The organism is Fulvitalea axinellae (genome assembly GCF_036492835.1).
Taxonomy (GTDB): Bacteria; Bacteroidota; Bacteroidia; order Cytophagales; family Cyclobacteriaceae; genus Fulvitalea; species Fulvitalea axinellae.
The window spans coordinates 4,849,454-4,866,544 of record NZ_AP025314.1; the positions used below are offsets into that span (position 1 = coordinate 4,849,454).

Annotated in this window: 11 protein-coding genes; 4 read left to right on the forward strand and 7 right to left on the reverse strand. The window is 49.3% G+C overall.

Annotation, left to right across the window (positions count from 1 at the left end):
• Positions 1 to 47: 47 nt before the first annotated feature.
• A complete protein-coding gene (gene pheA, locus AABK39_RS18945) occupies positions 48 to 1,133 on the forward strand; it encodes a prephenate dehydratase (RefSeq protein WP_338392877.1) in 1,086 nt (361 codons plus the stop codon).
• A gap of 97 nt (positions 1,134 to 1,230) precedes the next feature.
• Here the strand turns inward: pheA and AABK39_RS18950 are convergent, their stop codons facing one another.
• From AABK39_RS18950 to AABK39_RS18965, 4 genes are all read right to left on the reverse strand, one after another.
• Positions 1,231 to 2,223, reverse strand: a complete 993-nt coding sequence (locus AABK39_RS18950; RefSeq protein ID WP_338392878.1) for a glycoside hydrolase family protein — start codon at positions 2,221 to 2,223, stop codon at positions 1,231 to 1,233.
• Between the two features lie 182 nt (positions 2,224 to 2,405).
• The gene (locus AABK39_RS18955; protein WP_338392879.1) at positions 2,406 to 2,921 is read right to left on the reverse strand and encodes a hypothetical protein; all 516 of its coding nucleotides are present in this window, start codon (positions 2,919 to 2,921) and stop codon (positions 2,406 to 2,408) included.
• A gap of 147 nt (positions 2,922 to 3,068) precedes the next feature.
• Entirely contained in the window at positions 3,069 to 4,682 is a 1,614-nt protein-coding gene (locus tag AABK39_RS18960; protein ID WP_338392880.1) for an arylsulfatase, read from the reverse strand.
• Between the two features lie 242 nt (positions 4,683 to 4,924).
• Positions 4,925 to 6,748, reverse strand: coding sequence for an asparagine synthetase B family protein (locus AABK39_RS18965; RefSeq protein WP_338392881.1), 1,824 nt, complete (start codon positions 6,746 to 6,748; stop codon positions 4,925 to 4,927).
• A gap of 360 nt (positions 6,749 to 7,108) precedes the next feature.
• On the opposite strand from AABK39_RS18965, the gene AABK39_RS18970 reads away from it, so the two are divergent.
• Positions 7,109 to 8,590 carry a sulfatase-like hydrolase/transferase gene (locus AABK39_RS18970; RefSeq protein ID WP_338392882.1) on the forward strand — a complete coding sequence of 494 codons (1,482 nt, stop codon included), beginning with the start codon at positions 7,109 to 7,111 and terminating at the stop codon, positions 8,588 to 8,590.
• A gap of 183 nt (positions 8,591 to 8,773) precedes the next feature.
• On the opposite strand, the gene nth is transcribed toward AABK39_RS18970, so the two are convergent.
• Together nth and AABK39_RS18980 are read right to left on the reverse strand one after the other, a co-directional pair.
• Positions 8,774 to 9,439 (reverse strand): endonuclease III, encoded by a 666-nt coding sequence (nth, locus tag AABK39_RS18975; RefSeq protein ID WP_338392883.1) that lies wholly within the window; start codon positions 9,437 to 9,439, stop codon positions 8,774 to 8,776.
• A 68-nt stretch (positions 9,440 to 9,507) separates the two neighbouring features.
• Positions 9,508 to 11,409, reverse strand: coding sequence for a GAF domain-containing protein (locus AABK39_RS18980; protein WP_338392884.1), 1,902 nt, complete (start codon positions 11,407 to 11,409; stop codon positions 9,508 to 9,510).
• Positions 11,410 to 11,976: 567 nt separating this feature from the next.
• On the opposite strand from AABK39_RS18980, the gene AABK39_RS18985 reads away from it, so the two are divergent.
• The gene (locus tag AABK39_RS18985; protein WP_338392885.1) at positions 11,977 to 14,445 is read left to right on the forward strand and encodes an alpha-amylase family protein; all 2,469 of its coding nucleotides are present in this window, start codon (positions 11,977 to 11,979) and stop codon (positions 14,443 to 14,445) included.
• 452 nt (positions 14,446 to 14,897) lie between these two features.
• Complete coding sequence (locus AABK39_RS18990) at positions 14,898 to 15,974, forward strand: glycoside hydrolase family 10 protein (protein WP_338392886.1); 1,077 nt, start codon at positions 14,898 to 14,900, stop codon at positions 15,972 to 15,974.
• A gap of 89 nt (positions 15,975 to 16,063) precedes the next feature.
• On the opposite strand, the gene tpiA is transcribed toward AABK39_RS18990, so the two are convergent.
• Positions 16,064 to 16,825, reverse strand: coding sequence for a triose-phosphate isomerase (tpiA, locus tag AABK39_RS18995; protein WP_338392887.1), 762 nt, complete (start codon positions 16,823 to 16,825; stop codon positions 16,064 to 16,066).
• Between the last annotated feature and the right edge of the window lie 266 nt (positions 16,826 to 17,091).

Here is a 17,091-nt window from a genome sequence, read left to right on the forward strand (position 1 = left end):
GTTTTCCGAAAATTTTTGCGGAAACCGCACACTATAGTATCAAGATTATGTCCACAAGCGAAGAACAGGAACTTTTGGGGTCCATGCGGGACCGCATCGACGCGATAGACAACCAAGTGCTGGCCTTGCTCAACGACCGGATGGAAGTGGTAAGGCAAGTAGGGGAGCTTAAGAAAAACAACAAGACCGTAATCTACCGCCCGGAGCGGGAGAAAAGCATCATCGACCGGCTAGCCAAGCGCAGCGAGGGACTTTTGACCCGACCCGCCATCGAGGCTATCTTTCTGGAGGTGTTCGCCATCAGCCGTAACCTCGAATTGCCGGAGAAAGTCGCCTTTCTCGGTCCCGAATTCAGTTTTACCCACCAAGCCGCCGAGAGCCGTTTTGGCGCTTTGAGCGAATATTGGGCGCTGAGCTCCATCCCGAAAGTATTCGAAGCCGTGGATACCGGCCGTGCCCGTTTCGGCGTTGTGCCGATCGAGAACAACCAGGAAGGTTCGGTAAACGAAACCATCGACTTATTGGGCAATTACGAATTGTCGATTGTGGCCGAGGTGGCCATCCCGATTCACTTCGCGCTGGCCTCCACGCACGATTCGCACCACAGTATTAAGAAGATCTACTCGCGCGATATCGCTTTCAAACAGTGTAAGAGCTTTATTGAGGAAACATTCGGAGAGGATATAGAGCTTGTGCCCGTAAACTCCACCTCGAAAGCCGTGAAGCTGGCCCTGAAAGAAGAAGGCGCCGCCGCGCTGTGCCCTAGAATCGCGGCCAACCAAAACCGTCTGCCTATTCTTTTCGACAACGTGGAAGATTCGGAAGACAATTTCACTCGCTTCCTGATTTTGGCCAAAGACTTTATAAACCAAAAAAGCGGACGCGACAAGACGACCATTCTGGCCAAACTTTCGGCCAAGCCAGGCGCTCTCGCCAAGTTTCTGCAAGATTTCTACGACGCCGGCATCAACTTGACCAAGATCGAAAGCCGCCCGGCCAAGAAGGGCAAGAACTTCAAATACCTGTTCTATATCGACTTCGACGGACATTTCGAGGACGAAAACGTACGGGAAGTGTTCCTGTCGCACTCCAAGCGTATCAAACTGCTCGGCAGTTACGTGAAGATGTGCTGATTGGTTTATTTTAGTAAAGAGTAAAGAGTCCAGAGTAAAAAGTATTGTAGCGCTACAGTACTCCTTACTCTGGACTCTTTACTTTGTACTATATCATTCATTTAGGTTGACTATTCTTTCCGGGCCAAGTCCAGGTTTTCAGGTCATCGCTCCAGGCTATGGCCAAGCTGGCCTTGTTATGGGCGTCCGAACGGGGGTTTTTCGGATTTACGGGCGATCCGTGGAAGAACATGATATACTTGCCGAAGCGTTTTTCCTTGGTCAAATCTACCACTGTGGCGGCCGTCAAACGGCGTTTCGCCCACGGCCAATCCTTTTGTCCCAGAGTTAGTAGCGCCTCATCCTCGCCCCATTCTTGCGGAGTTTTGGAGCGTTTCACTCCGATACCGTTGCGCGGTGAGTGTAACAGTACGTATTCTCCATTTTGGCGTATCACCGTCACGTTTTCGCCCGAATGGGCATTCCCCGCATAAGTCCAGTTCTTAAGGTCATAAGAATAGGACATCGACACTCCGTTTTGCTTATAATAGCACCACCACTTTCCGGGCTCGTCGGCATCTTCCAATAAATACGGATCGATCATTCTGCCCATATCCTCCACGACCACGTCATTGCCTTTCACTTTCAACAACTCAGGCTCCGACCAATTCTCAAGATCCTCGCTCCGCATTATCCAGACTCTGCTGTCTTTATTGCCGAATCGCTCTTTGTTGGGCGTCGGGTAGGTCTGTAGGCACATAATCCATTGCCCGTCTTTGCGAACGATATTGCCGGGACTGCTATAATTCAGGTTTCTGTCGCAAGGCGTAATGATTTTCGGATACGTCCAATGCACCAAATCCTCGCTTACGCTTTGGGCGGTATACCAATACATGCCCTTGTCCTTCGCTTTTTCGACCAAGGTGAAATACAGGTGGAATTTTCCTTCGTGATACACCACCGCGGGATCTCGGTAAGCGTATTTGTAATTTCCCTGAAAGAGAATCGGGGATTTTATCTCGCCGAAATCAAAAGTCTGCGCCCATGCCGGGCTAATGAGCGTAAGCGCAAACAGAACGCTCAGGCAGAGCCTCGTTTTAATGCCGTACATGCGATTGTTTTTTTATGAAAAATAAGCGCGCCGCGCAGAATCGCCGGCGAGATGGCGAAAAGCCCGGATAGAGCGCCCCAATACGAAACACTCCCAATATACGGCAGACACCGGCTGTATTGCCTATACAAATGTCCTTAGGCTTACACTGTCATTTAGCCCCTCTTATGTGGAAAATTGGCTTATTCGTTAATGGCCCGTTTTACCAGACTCTTTACCACCTCTCTGGTATCGACTTTTTCACCTTCAAAAAAATCAGAGGAAAGGTCCTCATGAATTGCGTGCAGATAATATTTCCGTTTTTCCAGAAACGGGACGATCCAATGTGTTTTGGTAATAGTCAGATTACCTTGCCCTCCCGAATAACTCCCTACAGGCTGGAAATAAGCGTTAAAAAACTGGCCGTCAACCTTAAGCATCAAAAAACTTCGGCTATTCAGTTTTGAACTGATAAAAGGATCCGAAACAAAAGTGCTCCATGAGTAAACCGCAAGCCCAAACAAAGACAATAAGACAACTCGCTTATGAGAATACCTGTCGAACTTTTTGAGAAGAATGATTAGCGAAAGAATAAAAATAAGGCTTCCCATAAATCCCACGCTCCAATTCCCTATCACTTTATAATCGGTAAAGCGAGAAAGCGTGTATAAAGGCACCAATATGCTTAGGAACAGAACTCTAAGTTTTTTCCATTTCATGAAGATAATTTAAGCATGAAAATGGAAAATATTAGCCTTCGCTTTTGAGAGATATTGACAAGTGACATAAGCTAAGCGAAGGGATCCCCTTAATAAAAACGCCCGCTTAGCGATACCAAGCGGGCGTTTGCGTTACTCCAATCCCAATCAAGTCCAAGGGAAATTAGGGGAGGTGTTGATCGCTTTCGGCTTTACCCTCGGGCGGTTGCCGTCCACAAACTTGTCGCCACGGATGGAGAGATGTTCCGTCATGCGGTCGCGCCAGCGTTCCAATTCGGCTTTGTGCTCGGGCTTTGAGGCCAAATCTTTGAGCTCGTTCGGATCTTTCTCCAGATCGAAAAGCAGCTCCCTGCCCGTCAAACCGAAGAAGATGTATTTATGCTTGCCGTCGGTGAGGGCGTACCAGTCGTTCTCGTCGAAGTAGATTTTCGAATGTTCCAAATCGATATACTCACGCCACTCTGGATTCCGCTCACGGACCGTGCGGAGCATACTGGTCCCTTCCATCTCGGCCGGGATTTCGGCGCCCGCAACATCCAGACAAGTCGGCAGGATATCGCGCAATTCCACCGGATGTTTGAGTGTTTGTCCCTTTTTGGCTTTCACCTTGAGCTTTTCGGGCCACTTCATCAGCATTGGCACCTTGGCCGACCCTTCGTAAGCGTAACACTTGCGCCAGTGGTAGTGGTCTCCCATCATATCGCCGTGGTCTGAGGTGAAGATGATCAGGCAGTTGTCGTACATGCCTTTGGCTTTTAGGGCGTCGGTCACTTTGCCTACCCATTCGTCCACAAAGGTGACGCTGGCGTAGTAATGCTTACGGGAACGGGCCACGTAGTCGTCTGGGAAATGGCCGAGCGGAGTTGACGGGTTTTCGAGGTTGCCCATATCCTTGTACTTGTCGGCCCAATCGCCGATAAACGGTTCGGGAATATCGACTCCATCGTACATATCCACACAACGTTGCGGCGGATCAAACGGGCTGTGCGGACGGTGGAAGGAAAGCTTCATAAACATCGGCTCTTCCTTGTCATAATTCTTTATGCAATCCACGGCAGTCTGGCCAGTCCACTCAGTCGGGTGGTATTCCTCTGCCAATACGAACGGCTCGCCGTTATTGTCGTTGAAGCCCATTCCGGCGCAGAGTTTGGCTTTCGAACCGAATACCGAAAGCTCTTTTTGCGTGTATTCCTTCTCGGGGTCCATGCCAATGGCGTTGGCCAAGAATTTGTTCTTGCGGGCCTTGTCCAGAAACCACTTCGAATAGTCGTCAAGCACGCGTACCAAACCGTCTTCCAGATGCATTTCCTTATAACCATGCGTGTTGAAGGCGGGGTGGAAGTGATTCTTGCCCACCATCACGGTATGATAACCGGCCTCGTTCAGCATTCGTGGTTTCTCAAACTTGTATTTGGTAGCCTGGTTACGGTAACCCAACATCCCGTGCCCCCACGGCGACATGCCCGTTAGCAACCCGGCCCGGGCGGGAGTACAGCTAGGCACGGAAGAGTAGGCCACGTCGAAGGCCACACCTTCCTTGGCTATTTGGTCCATATTGGGCGTAATAGCGGCCTTGTTCCCGTAGAAACCCACCGTATCAGCGCGTTGTTGATCGGTCATGATCAGGATAATATGTGGCTTGCCGTCTTTGGTTGGACGGTCAGGAGTTTTCTTGCGGGCCTTGGCTTCGTTTACGGCGCCGGCCACTATGGATGTAGCCGTTGCGGCGGAGGTTTTCTTCAGGAAGTCTCTTCTGTTCATACAAAAAGTCTTTAGCGCTCCAGACTTCGTTAGCCGGAGGGTTAGCGTTGGAACCAGACACAAATACGCCGTTACGGAGCGTACGGAATGGATATTTTTGGTCGAAAAGAAGGGGGGAAATGTTCCGCAAGGGCTTGGGAGAGGGCTATCGGGGCCTTTTTGGGAAAAAATCATGAAAAAAGGACGACACCCGTTGCTTGGCGCCGTCCTCAGAGTTGTCTATTGTTCAGTTCGATCAAAGCTTACTTATCGGCAATCCATTGGCGCAATACCAACAAACGCCAGATCAATTCGCCGTGGTCGCGGGTGCCGTCCAGGTGTTCCGCAATAATTTTCGAAATCCACTCCGAGTCCACAAAGCGGGTCAAGCTTTCCGAATTCGCCAAGCTCTCCGTATGCTGGCGCCAGTCCTCGCGAAGCCATACGCCCAGCGGAAATTCCGGCCGGGCCTTGATCCGCCCGATGAAACGTTCGGCTCCGTTGCGCTCCAATATCTTTTCCAAGACAGCGTTTCGGCCTCTCTCCATCCACGCCACCGGCGATACGGACTCGGAAAGCTCCATAAGCCCCGAGGTGAGGTAAGGCATGCGAAGATCCATGCCACAACTTTGGAACAGGAACTGATGCACGGGCAATACGCTCCGTTGCAGGTAAGCGCCCCGTTCGAATTGGCAAAGGTTAGCGAAGTTCAGGTCCACGAAACCGCTGTTATCGCTGTCCTCAGCGAACATCTTGGGGTAGGGGTTTTCCTTTACGGAACTGTCGTCGTTGATCAGCTTCAGATAAGTCCGCTCGGGCGATTCGCTCAGGCGCTCGGCGTATTTGCGCACAAAGCCCACCAATCCGCCAGAAAGCTTGTCGAGGGCCGTAGGCAACAGCTTGCTGCCTTTCTTTATATAAGGCAAAGCCTTGAGTACCGTCTCGTGGTTGCGCAGGTAATGATAATAAACCCAAGCGCGCGTAGAGCCGGAAAGCAGTTCCTCAGCGCCCTCGGCGCCCCACAATACCGACACGAAATCTTTGGCGTAGCGGGCCGTACGATAGCGAATCCAAGCGTAACGATGCCCCACCGGCTGGTCCATTCCCGCCACAAAGTCTCCGAAATCGTCAATATTGTCGGGGCCAAAAGGAACGGGATGGTTGCTTACGCCAAGGAATCCCAAAAGGTTTTCGAGCTTGTCTTCCTGCCGGGAAGTATGGCCTACGCTGAAAACGTGCGAGGGAATGGTTCCCGCCTTTTTGGCCAAAACCAGCATCACGGCAGTATACAAGCTTCCGTCGGCTATCAAACCGAAAGAAACGCGGTGAGGCTGTTTGGCGAAAAGTCCGTCGGTAAGGCGTTCTTCCACTTCCTCAGCCAGTTTGTCGATATCCGGCGTCGGCTGCTCCGTTTTGGTAGACTTGTTCGGCAGAGCGTCGAAGCGCGGAGCTTCGCCCAGAGAAAGCATGGTGCCCATATGCCCCCGCCTTACTTCAAAAACGTCTTTATAGAAAGTCTCCGGCGCTTTGGGCAAGCCGAAATTGATGAAATTCGCTATCTGTTGTTTGTTAAGTTCCTTGGCCGGAATACCCGAAGCCATCACGCCCCGAATGCCCGAAGAAACGACCAAAGAACCTTCCTCATGATAATAATAAAGCGGTTTGGCCCCCAGTCTGTCACGTCCCAGCAGAACCTCGCCCTTATGGGCGTCAAGGAATATAAAAGCGAAAACGCCTTCCAAGTCAGCTACCAGCTCCGGGCCGAATTCGATCAATGCGAAAAGCAACAGCTCGGCGTCGGTGCCCGTACGGAAGGTTTTTCCTTTTTCCAGAAGCCTGTTACGAAGGTCAAACCGACTGTCCAAATCGCCTTCAAACACCAATGCGTATTTGCCGCACTCCGATACCAAAGGCTGATCATGACTCTCGCGGGCTATAGACTCCGCACCCAATACCGCCGCCCACTTATTCGCTGTCAAGGTGGCCGTTTGTCCGCCGTCGCCAGGCGCTACGGCCCTGTTCATGTTTCGCACCGTCTGCTCGCCGGCCTTGCCTGCGCTGGATATAATTAGGTTGAATCCGCTCATCCGTTATTTTTGCTGGTAGAATATTATTAAAAAATACCTTAGGTTCTGATGTGTTTCGGGAATGCCGACCAATGGCCACCAGAACCAAACTCAACTTAGGCTATAAAGCCCAAAAAAGCAATTTGGGAAGAATCTGAAAAGCAAGAAGTTCAAACGTGTTTTTTCCTATTTGCGAATGATCCAAAAAGCGCTATAACAGATCGGAAAAAATGAACACAATTCAACATGATGTCTATTTTCACATCCCTTTATTTCCCCCAAGTACATTACGACAAGTTTAGCGGACATACATAGTAAGTAGTCAGCGTATATTTGCTCATGTTTGGAATATGAAACGCTGTTTTTTAAAATAAACCCGATATGTTTTCACCTAAGAGACTTTTCAAGCAAACTTTAGGTCTTTTGTCCCTGGCAGGGGCTTTGACGCTTTCCAGAGTCAACGCCTATGGGCAAACCCAGACCGAGAAGCCAAATTTCCTGTTCATCTTTGCCGATGACCTGACGTACGAAGGCATCCGCTCTTTGGGCGACCTGAAGATCAAGACGCCGAACCTTGACAAACTGGTTAAGGAAGGCACAACCTTCACCCACACCTACAACATGGGCGCGTGGAACGGCGCCGTGTGTATGGCCAGCCGCGCCATGATCAATACGGGCATGTACGTATGGAAGACGCAAGACCATATGAACGAGTTCCGGAAGAATCCGCAAGTGAAAGAGAGCCATCCGTTCTGGTCGGAGATGATGTCAAACGCCGGCTACGAAACCTACTTCACCGGAAAGTGGCACGTAGGCGTTAAGCCTCAGCAAATCTTCGACAACGTTACGGACGTGCGGGGCGGTATGCCAAACCAAACCAAAGAGGGCTACAACCGACCATTGAGCGAAGACGACAAGAACTGGTTGCCTTGGGACAAAACCAAAAACGGATTCTGGAAAGGCGGACAGCACTGGACCGAAAAACTCGGCGACACGGGCGTGCGCTACATCGAACAAGCTTCGAACAAAGACAAGCCGTTCTTTATGTACTTGGCCTTCAACGCCGCGCATGACCCCCGTCAGGCTCCGAAGGAGTACGTGGACATGTACCCGCTGAAGAAGATCAAGACGCCTAAGAACTTCATGGCCGATTATCCTGACTTCAAGACCCTGTTCCCGAAAGGAAATATGCGCGACGAAAGACTCGCTCCATTCCCGAGAACGGAATATTCGGTGAAGGTTAACCGCCAGGAATACTACGCCCTGATCACGTATATGGACGAGCAGATCGGCAGAATCCTCGACGCGCTGGAAAAATCGGGCAAAGCGGACAACACTTACATCGTCTTCACCGCCGACCACGGTTTGTCAGTAGGCCACCACGGCTTGCTCGGAAAGCAAAATATGTACGACCACAGTATCCGCGTGCCGTTTATGGTGGTGGGTCCGAACGTGCCCAAGAACCGCAAGATCAAAACGCCGATTTACCTTCAGGCCGTTATGCCTACGGCGCTTGAGGTGGCCGGAGTTCAGCAACCTTCTTACGTAGATTTCAAGAGCGTATTGCCTGTAATCAGGGGCGAGCGCAAGTCGAATCTGGAAGCTGTTTACGGCGGATTTATGGCTCAGCAGAGATGCGTGATCCAAGACAACTACAAGCTGATCCTGTATCCGAAATCGGGCGTAGTGAAACTTTTCAATATGAAAAAAGACGCCAACGAGATGAAAAACTTGGCCGAAAAGCCGGAACACAAAGCCAGAATCAAGCAGATGTTCGAAAAGCTGAAAGATCTTCAGAAGGAGAACGGCGACAAGCTTGACCTTGACCAAGCTTATCCGGCTTTGGCTTCCGCCAATATCTAATAACAGTACACAGTAAATAGTAAAGGGTAAAGAGACTGCTCGAAAATAGCCTAAACTCTATTTCAGGCATCGCTTTTCTAAAACAGAATCTATTTACTGAGTGTACTCACCTAATAATCAGTCACAAAAAAGGGAAAGGCTAAGGCCTTTCCCTTTTCTTATGTCAAAACCTGAATAGTTATCTTATTCCACGGCTTTCAACTCTTTGGGATAGTTCTTCTCATAATATCGGCAATATCCCGTAATCGGGCATTTTTCGCATTTCGGTTTTCTGGCCAAGCAGATATATCGTCCATGAAGAATCAGCCAATGGTGGGCTTTGGGTATCAGCTCCTTGGCGATGTTCTTCATCAAATGCTTTTCGACCTCCAAAGGCGTTTTGGAATTCTGCGGTACCAAACCGATCCGCTTCGAGACTCTGAAAACGTGCGTATCCACGGCCATCGCCGGCTTGTCATACACCACAGAAGCGATTACATTGGCCGTTTTCCTTCCCACGCCCGGCATTTTCTGCAATTCCTTAATGTCTTCCGGAACAATGTTGTTGAAATCCTCCACCAACATCTTGGCCATACCCAGCAGGTGCTTGGTCTTGTTGTTCGGGTAGCTGATGCTTTTGATATAAGGAAAAAGCTCGTCGAAATTGGAGGCCATCAAGTCCTTGGCCGTCGGAAATTCCTCGAACAAGGCCGGCGTGACTAAATTCACACGCTTGTCGGTACACTGGGCGCTGAGAATCACGGCCACCAACAGCTCGAACGGATTGGTGTAATTCAACTCCGTCTCGGCCTCGGGCTGATGCTCGGCGAAATAATCTATGATTCCTTGATACCGTTCTTGTCGTCTCATGAGCCAAAAATAGGCGTTCATAAACCGAAAAAGCAATTCGGTTCGAAATTCCTTTTCCGGAAGTTTTGTTAAGCAGGCTCCGGCTTTGTCATTTCCAGAATCTGGACAGCGCAAAGCAGTTCTTGGGTTGTGCCGTCACTTCCGTTAACCGCAGAATATGTAGCCCGAGCCCGCACCAAGGTTCCGTCAGGGGTTTGGCGAGTCGCTTCCCTCGTATGAATGCCATTTACGGAAGCTTCTCTCCATATTTTATCGAAATCGAATTCCTCGCCCGCCTTTTTAGGGAACAGTTTGTCAATCGATTGCCCACGCAATTGAGCCTCCATCATTCCCGAATAGTTAGTGAAAGCTTTGTTCACCGTCTCTATCTCGCCTCTTTTGTTTATGGTGATAATCGGAAGGAAACGATCCAGCGCATCACTAACCGACTGGCTTTCTTCCGCCCTTCTCTCCACTTCTTCCTGAGTCGCCTGAAGCTCTTCCATATTTTGCCTCATCTCCTCTTCCTGCGTGCGGAGTTCCTCAGTCATTCGTTGGGATTCCTCAAGCAGACGTTTTGTCACCAAAGAGTTTTGGGTCGTATAAATGGCTCCCGCCACGCTTTCGGCCAATTGCAGAAGGAAATTCTTATCGGATTCTGAAAACTCCTTGAAACTCGCCAATTCCAAAACCCCGTATACGGCCTCGTTGGCTATCAAAGGCACAACGACCAAAGAAGTTGGCGGAGCTTCGCCCAATCCCGACGTAATCGACATGTAATCCTCGGGGACGTCTGTCAGATACAGGAGGTTTTTCTCTCGCCAAGCTTGGCCTATAAGTCCGTCGCCCACATACACTCGCTCGTCTTCCAAAGACTTCATTCGGTCATAAGCGTACGTAGCGTACAGCTCAAGATATTCTTCAGGGGTTTCCCCGTCCATCTCTTTTACATAGAGCTTGCCTTGGTTAGCGTCCATGTGCCTAACGAGCTTGCAGATCAACTTTTCGGACAGTTGCCCCATATCCTCGTTATTGTCCCTGATCAGGGAAGCGAACTGAGCCAAGCCTTGGTTATGCCACTGGCGGATCTTGTCTTGTTTGGCCACTTCGCCCAAACTGTCCCGCATATTGCTCAACGCTTTTCCTATTTCGCCAGAGTTGCCAAATACGTCAATATCCGTATCAAAATGGCCTTTGCCCACTTGGTCCGCAAAGTCCTTTACGTTTTTCAGATTACGGGTAAGAATGCCAAGTTCCGCACGTACGTCATCCAGTTCGTCGCCTCTGGCTTCCGGAATCTCAGGAATATTGCCTTCGCCCAAGGTCTTAGACAAACGCTGGATTTCCTTAATCGATGACTTTACTACTCTGTCAAGCTTTCTGTACAGTAATAATGAAATGCCGAGAGCCAAGACTATGGCCACTATCTCGGAATACTTGAAACGTCTGAATTCCACATTAAACTGGCCCAGCAACTCCTTTCTCTGTTCGTAAACACCGTCACTGTATTGGGAAATTTTTCCCCTAAGCCATTCCATATCCTCATCTACACCCTTCAGTGCGTAGGCTCCCGTTTCCTGACCGTTAATCGTTCTTAGGGCCCGCTTCTTTAATCGGGTGGCTCTGTTCAGTATCTCTTTGGCTATCTGCTTATCCTTGGGGCCCAGCCTTTCGGATATAGTTTTAATCGAATCCAGAGAAATCGCTACATTCTTTTCCCACAAAGCGTTGAATCTCCCCAGAGTAACTTCTCTTCTCTTTCTCAGCCGAACATGTTCGTCCACCACCAATCGGGTGCGCTCCAAGCCGCTACTCAGGCTGGCCGCATACAGCAAAGCGGGTTGGCAGTCCTGGCTACTTTTCATCCCGAGCCTCACTATTCCGGAAGTCCCAAAAAAGGTATACCCTACCAACGCTATTGTTAGCCCGGCCATAAGGCCAAAGCTTAGCTTTATATTGAAATCAAAGGATTTTAGCTTCTTCATCTTCATACAATACCTTTCAAACACTGTTTCTCTCCACACCTTTCTTTAAAGCGCGATCAGCCTTGTGATATAGTCTCTTATGCTTCCAAAAAAATCACACTCATTTCAATTCTCGCCTCAATACAAAAAAACAAAAGAGGACCCAGGCTAAAGCCGAGTATTCATCACAAATTTAATTAGATCTGTGTAAAGCGTGAAATAATCCTTAAATACAGCAAGTCTTTTTTTTTGATTAAATTGTCTTCGAATCCCGTATTAAAGGCATCTTTTTCGACTTATATCGACACGCGCTCGCCATTCGCAGAATGTTTTCAAACATACTTTCCCCTCCGGCCACCAATAAGTTCCAAACACCGAAGCGTTATCACAACGCAATCTCAAAAACATAGCTTTGCCAAGCGTCCGATATCGCCGAAAACAGCATCAATGTGATATTTGACTGCAAAAAAATAGAAAAAAGAGCTCAATCTATCCGTTTTACCCTCTTTTTACCCCTCGGTTTGACCCTCTTCAAGCGATATTGGTCACAAATTCGGAAGCGCCTCCATTATTTCGAACAGTAAAAAAATCATCATGCAAAGGATAATCGTCACGTTTATCGTTTCGGTATTGTGCCTAGCCTGTTCCGATATTCGGACCCTGGAAACGGACAGCTATACGCTCGAAAACGGAAAGGTGTCCCGCTCTATAAGCTGGAGAAACGGAAAGCTTAAAACAGTATCTTTATCAAATAAAATTTCGGGAAAAACTTTACAATCATCGGGCGAATCGTTCCATATTATAGCCGACGGACTGGACAAACCCATTACCGGAGCAAATTCGGAAGTAACTGGGGCTACCCTAAAAAGTTCAAATGGAGTCGAAACTCTTCGAGTAAGCTTGCGCAACAATAATTTCCCGAAAGTGAAGATCCAGGCCGTTTACCAATTGGCCGAAGACAAATTCTACGGAAGGAAATGGATAGAGGTGAACGTGCCCGAAAACGGCCACGTTCCGGCACAAAGCCTAGCTGTAGAGGATATCACGTTCACGGAAAAACCCTCGTCGGGATGTGATGGCAATGGCCAACCCGTTTACCTCAACGGCGACTTCTTTATGGGGCTGGAATGGCCTGTAGCCCGAAACCGCTACGATTATGGAAAATACACCGCGACGCACAAGCCCGGATGGAACCTGACCGGCAATTACATATCGAAAAAAGCAGTTTGGGGAGCTACGCCTACAGGGAAAGCCAAAGAGTGGTTTCTTGAGAAATACCTGCCCGAAATCCGCATCACGCCACCAAAACCCGTCGTACTTTACAACTCTTGGTACGATATCCGTGGCCTCGACAGCCAACTCTTGCCCGACTACGCCTCAACGCTAAACGGATTCGCCACTAAGCTGGAAAAAGAACATGGCATTCCCGTAGATTATTTCGTTCCCGACGATTTCTGGCAAGACCGCCACAGCGTTTACCAACCTCTGGATTCCGCCGCGCACTGGCAACTGCGGGATATGGTCGAATCGAAACTTTCGCAGGGAAAATTCGGGATATGGATGCCCGTATCCGCTTGTAGGGCTCTCGATATGAATTGGGCCAAAGAAAACGGTTACGATATCGGCGTTCCGAAACTTTGGGGGAGCTCGACGCTCTGCCTTTCGGGTGAAAAATACCATAAAGAACTCCGCAAACGACTCAAAGAGACAATTCAGGACCAACGGATCCTTTATTTCAAACACGACAACAACCACCTGAACTGCCCCTCCGACAAACACGGGCACAGGCCCAATAGCGACAGCCAAGTCGAAGAGATTTTCGAGTTGATGGAGTATATGCGCAAGCTGAACCCGGATGTTTACCTCAACTACACCACTGGAATGAACCTTAGCCCTTGGTGGCTGATGGGCGCCGATTGTATCTGGATCGGTGGTGGCGATGTGGGCGTAGGCGGAATCGGACCGCAAAGGGAACGCGCCATCACCCACCGCGACAAAGTGATCAAAAACAACGACCGTTTCCAATTTCCGCAAAACTCCATGATGACGCACGGAATCATCAAAGGCCGGTACATTTACGGATTCCCGAAAGAACCGACCAAAAACTGGGAACATTACGTTACGATGTTCGTCGGGCGTGGCGTATCCATGTACGAGCTTTACCTTTCGCCCTCCATTCTTTCCGACAGCGAGTGGGATTTCCTCGGAAAAACCCTCAGCTGGGCCAAAGACAACAGCGACATTCTGCTCAACAACACAAGGCTAATCCTCGGCGACGTAAGGAAAGGCGAGCCTTACGGTTACGCCCACACCAAAGACAACAAATCGATCGTCTTTCTCCGCAATCCTTCCGACAACACCGTTTTGGACAAAAGTTCAAAACTGACGCTGGACGAAGGATGGAAAGTACTTAGAACCGATAAAAGTCTGCCTGAAAACGTAACCGCTTCGAACTTTGACGATTCCGGTTGGAAAACCGAAAGCGTCAAGAACATGCGGATTACAAAGACTGACGCAACAAACCTAGCCTACAGAAAAACCTTCAAGGCACCGGAAAACTGGAAAGGAAAAGCGGTCAGGCTAAACTTCGGCGGAGCCGACGACGAATACAGGATTTTTCTGAACGGAAAAGAAATAGCTTCGCACAAGGGTTGGGGAGGCCTTTGGATCAACGGCCAAGAGGTGCCCCAGCTTACCGGCCACTATGGCGCGGCGGAATATTATAACTATAACGCGGAACCTCTGGCCATAGATATTCCGGCTGAAAGCATCCAAGCCGGGAAAAATAACACCTTGGCTGTGTTGATCAAAAACAAAGGGAAATTCGGTGGAGTGTATCGCAATGTCAGTTTGGTTCCGATACAAAACCGTAAGGAAACACGAGCGGAGCTGAAGCTGGACGCCAATACGCTCGGGATTGACCCTAAGTACAAAAACGCAAAAATCAAGTGGGTTTATCCGGCGAACAACCAGCCGAACGAAACGCTCAGGGTAGGGGAAAGCCGAAAATTCACAATGGCTCCTTTCGACGTTTACGCACTGGAAATCGAGTTTTCGGAATAATTCGTCATTGGGAAAAGCACAAAGAAAGCCGGCGATGCACGCACCGCCGGCTTTTGCATAAAGAGTAAACCAGCCTGACCACTTTATCGCAACTTTGGGTGTGCTGCTGAGCTGAAGCCAAGCTTTTCCGAAAAACCGACGACGGCCTTTTGCCTTCGTTTCCGCCCTCCGGAGGTTGAAAAGAGATGTGTGTGTATGCAAATGTGCCTATTTCCAGCCTCCCGTCTTTTGACATAAATCAAAATCCAAACTCCCTTTTTATTCCTTCGCCCAGCTTGCCGGTATTATTTTGTTTTCAAAATGCAAAACATGTATTTCTGCACACTTTGGAAGCCTCACGCCTCGCTAAAGCGCCTTTTTCGTTTTATATTATGTTGAAATGGCCGTCAAAGCCATGTTTTGTAGTTTCATATCCGGACTTTAGGAATCCGGAATCCAAATTTTTTTCAGATATGCGAAGAAGGGAATTTATCAAAGTAATGGCCGTTACGGCCACAGCCGTAGGCGTGGGCGCTTGCGGTACTGGTGCGGAAGCGGGAACTGGACTGAAAAACTGGGCTTGGGTCCGTGGCATGAGGGACAAATCGGAGGAAGAGATACTCGAATTCTGCAAAAAACTCAAGAGCAACGGAATTCACGGAATCCTGCCCGAAGGTCACTACGAAATTTTCAAACGCCTGGCTCCAATCGTGAAGAAGTCCGGTTTGGAACTGCACACTTGGCGCTGGACCATGAACCGTGGCGACTATATGAAAGATCATCCAGAAATTTACGCCGTAAGCCGTAACGGAGAGTCTGTAGTGGACAAGCCACCGTATGTCAAGTACTACCGTTTTCTGTGTCCTTCAAGCGAAAAAGCGCAACAGTTCATCATCGACGATTACGTTCGTATCGCTAAACTCGACGGAGTGGACGCCGTGCACCTCGACTATGTCCGCTACGTTGACGTAATCTTGCCTATCGCCCTGCAGCCGAAGTACAATCTGGTACAGGATCATGAAATGCCTGAATTCGATTTTTGCTACTGCGAGCGTTGCCGTGGCAAGTTCAAGGAAAAATACGGACAGGATCCGCTCGATATGGAAGACCCGTCTCAGAGCAAAGAGTGGCACCAGTTCCGTCTCGACACGCTCAGTGCGTTCGTTCGCCGTATTGTGGACGCCGTGCACGCCGAAGGCAAGAAAGTCTCGGGCGCCGTATTCCCGAGCCCGTCAATCTCCCGCAAAATCGTGCGCCAAGACTGGCCAAACTTCAACCTTGACGTATACATGCCAATGCTCTACTTCAAGGATTATAAAGGCGACCTGAACTGGATCAAGGAAAGGATCACCGAAAACAAACGCTATCTCAAGCCTCACCAAAAAATGTACGCAGGCCTGCATGTGGGCCACGTCCGGGAAATCGGGATGAAACCCGTGGTGGAAACCTGCCTCAAACACGGCGCCGACGGCGTAACGTTCTTTACGGGCCACAGCCTAAAAGACGAGGAGTGGAAAGAATTTGCCCAAGCGACTGCCGCCTATTCGTAATTGAAAAAACGAGACTAGCCAATAAAGAAAAAGGGCGCCTATATGGGCGCCCTCAACTTTTTTATGTGTCTTGATCTTAATCCTTCGGATTAGAAAGATTTCGCGATGTCAACGAAGTCGCGAGCTACCAAAGAAGCACCGCCGATCAAACCGCCGTCCACGTCTTTGCCAGCAAAAATTTCCTTAGCGTTAGAAGGCTTGCAGCTTCCGCCGTAAAGGATAGAGATTTCTTCAGCTACCTCAGCGCCGTATTTTCCGGCCAAGTGGGTGCGGATGTCAGCGTGCATTTCCTGAGCTTGCTCAGCCGAAGCCGTTTTTCCCGTACCGATCGCCCAGATTGGTTCGTAAGCGATCACGATTTTTTTGATATCGTCAGCCGAAAGGTGGAAAAGGCTGTCTGTCAATTGCTGGCAAACGTATTCCTTTTGTGTTCCCGCCTCGCGGATATCCAAAGCCTCGCCACAGCAGAAGATAGGAGTCAAGCCGTGCTCCATAGCCTTGTCTGTCTTGGCGGCCAACTGCTCGTTAGTCTCGCCGAAGTACTCGCGACGCTCGCTGTGTCCGAGGATCACGTACTCAGCTCCGATAGACGTAAGCATAGCGGCCGAAGTCTCGCCAGTGTAAGCTCCCGACTCGTGCTCGCTGCAGTTCTGCGCGCTAAGACCGATTTTCGGAGAGTCTTTCAAAAGTTTCGAAACGCTGTCAAGGTGGATGAAAGGCGTGCCGAGGATTACCTGCACGTCGTCATTCAGCTCGTCAGCCACGATATTGATTACCTCGGAAGTAAGTTTTTTTCCCTCCTCGAGGTTTTTATTCATCTTCCAGTTTCCGGCTACAATTCTTTTTCTCATGATACTGAACCTTGTTATTACATTTCCTTTGTGCGGACAAATATAGACATTTAGCCCTGCCGAAAATGATGATTTTCATCACTTTATCAGAGCCAAAATCAAAAAGCGTCATTTTTTAATCCTAGCGACATCTGTTTTTAGAAAAATTAAACCAAGGAAAATTCATATCGTTAGAATTTTGCGACACTTATTGTTACCGAAAGGGCCTCCGTTCCACAATAATTCGGGCCCCGGAAGGAAAATAACGTGGCGCTCCCTGTTTTTTA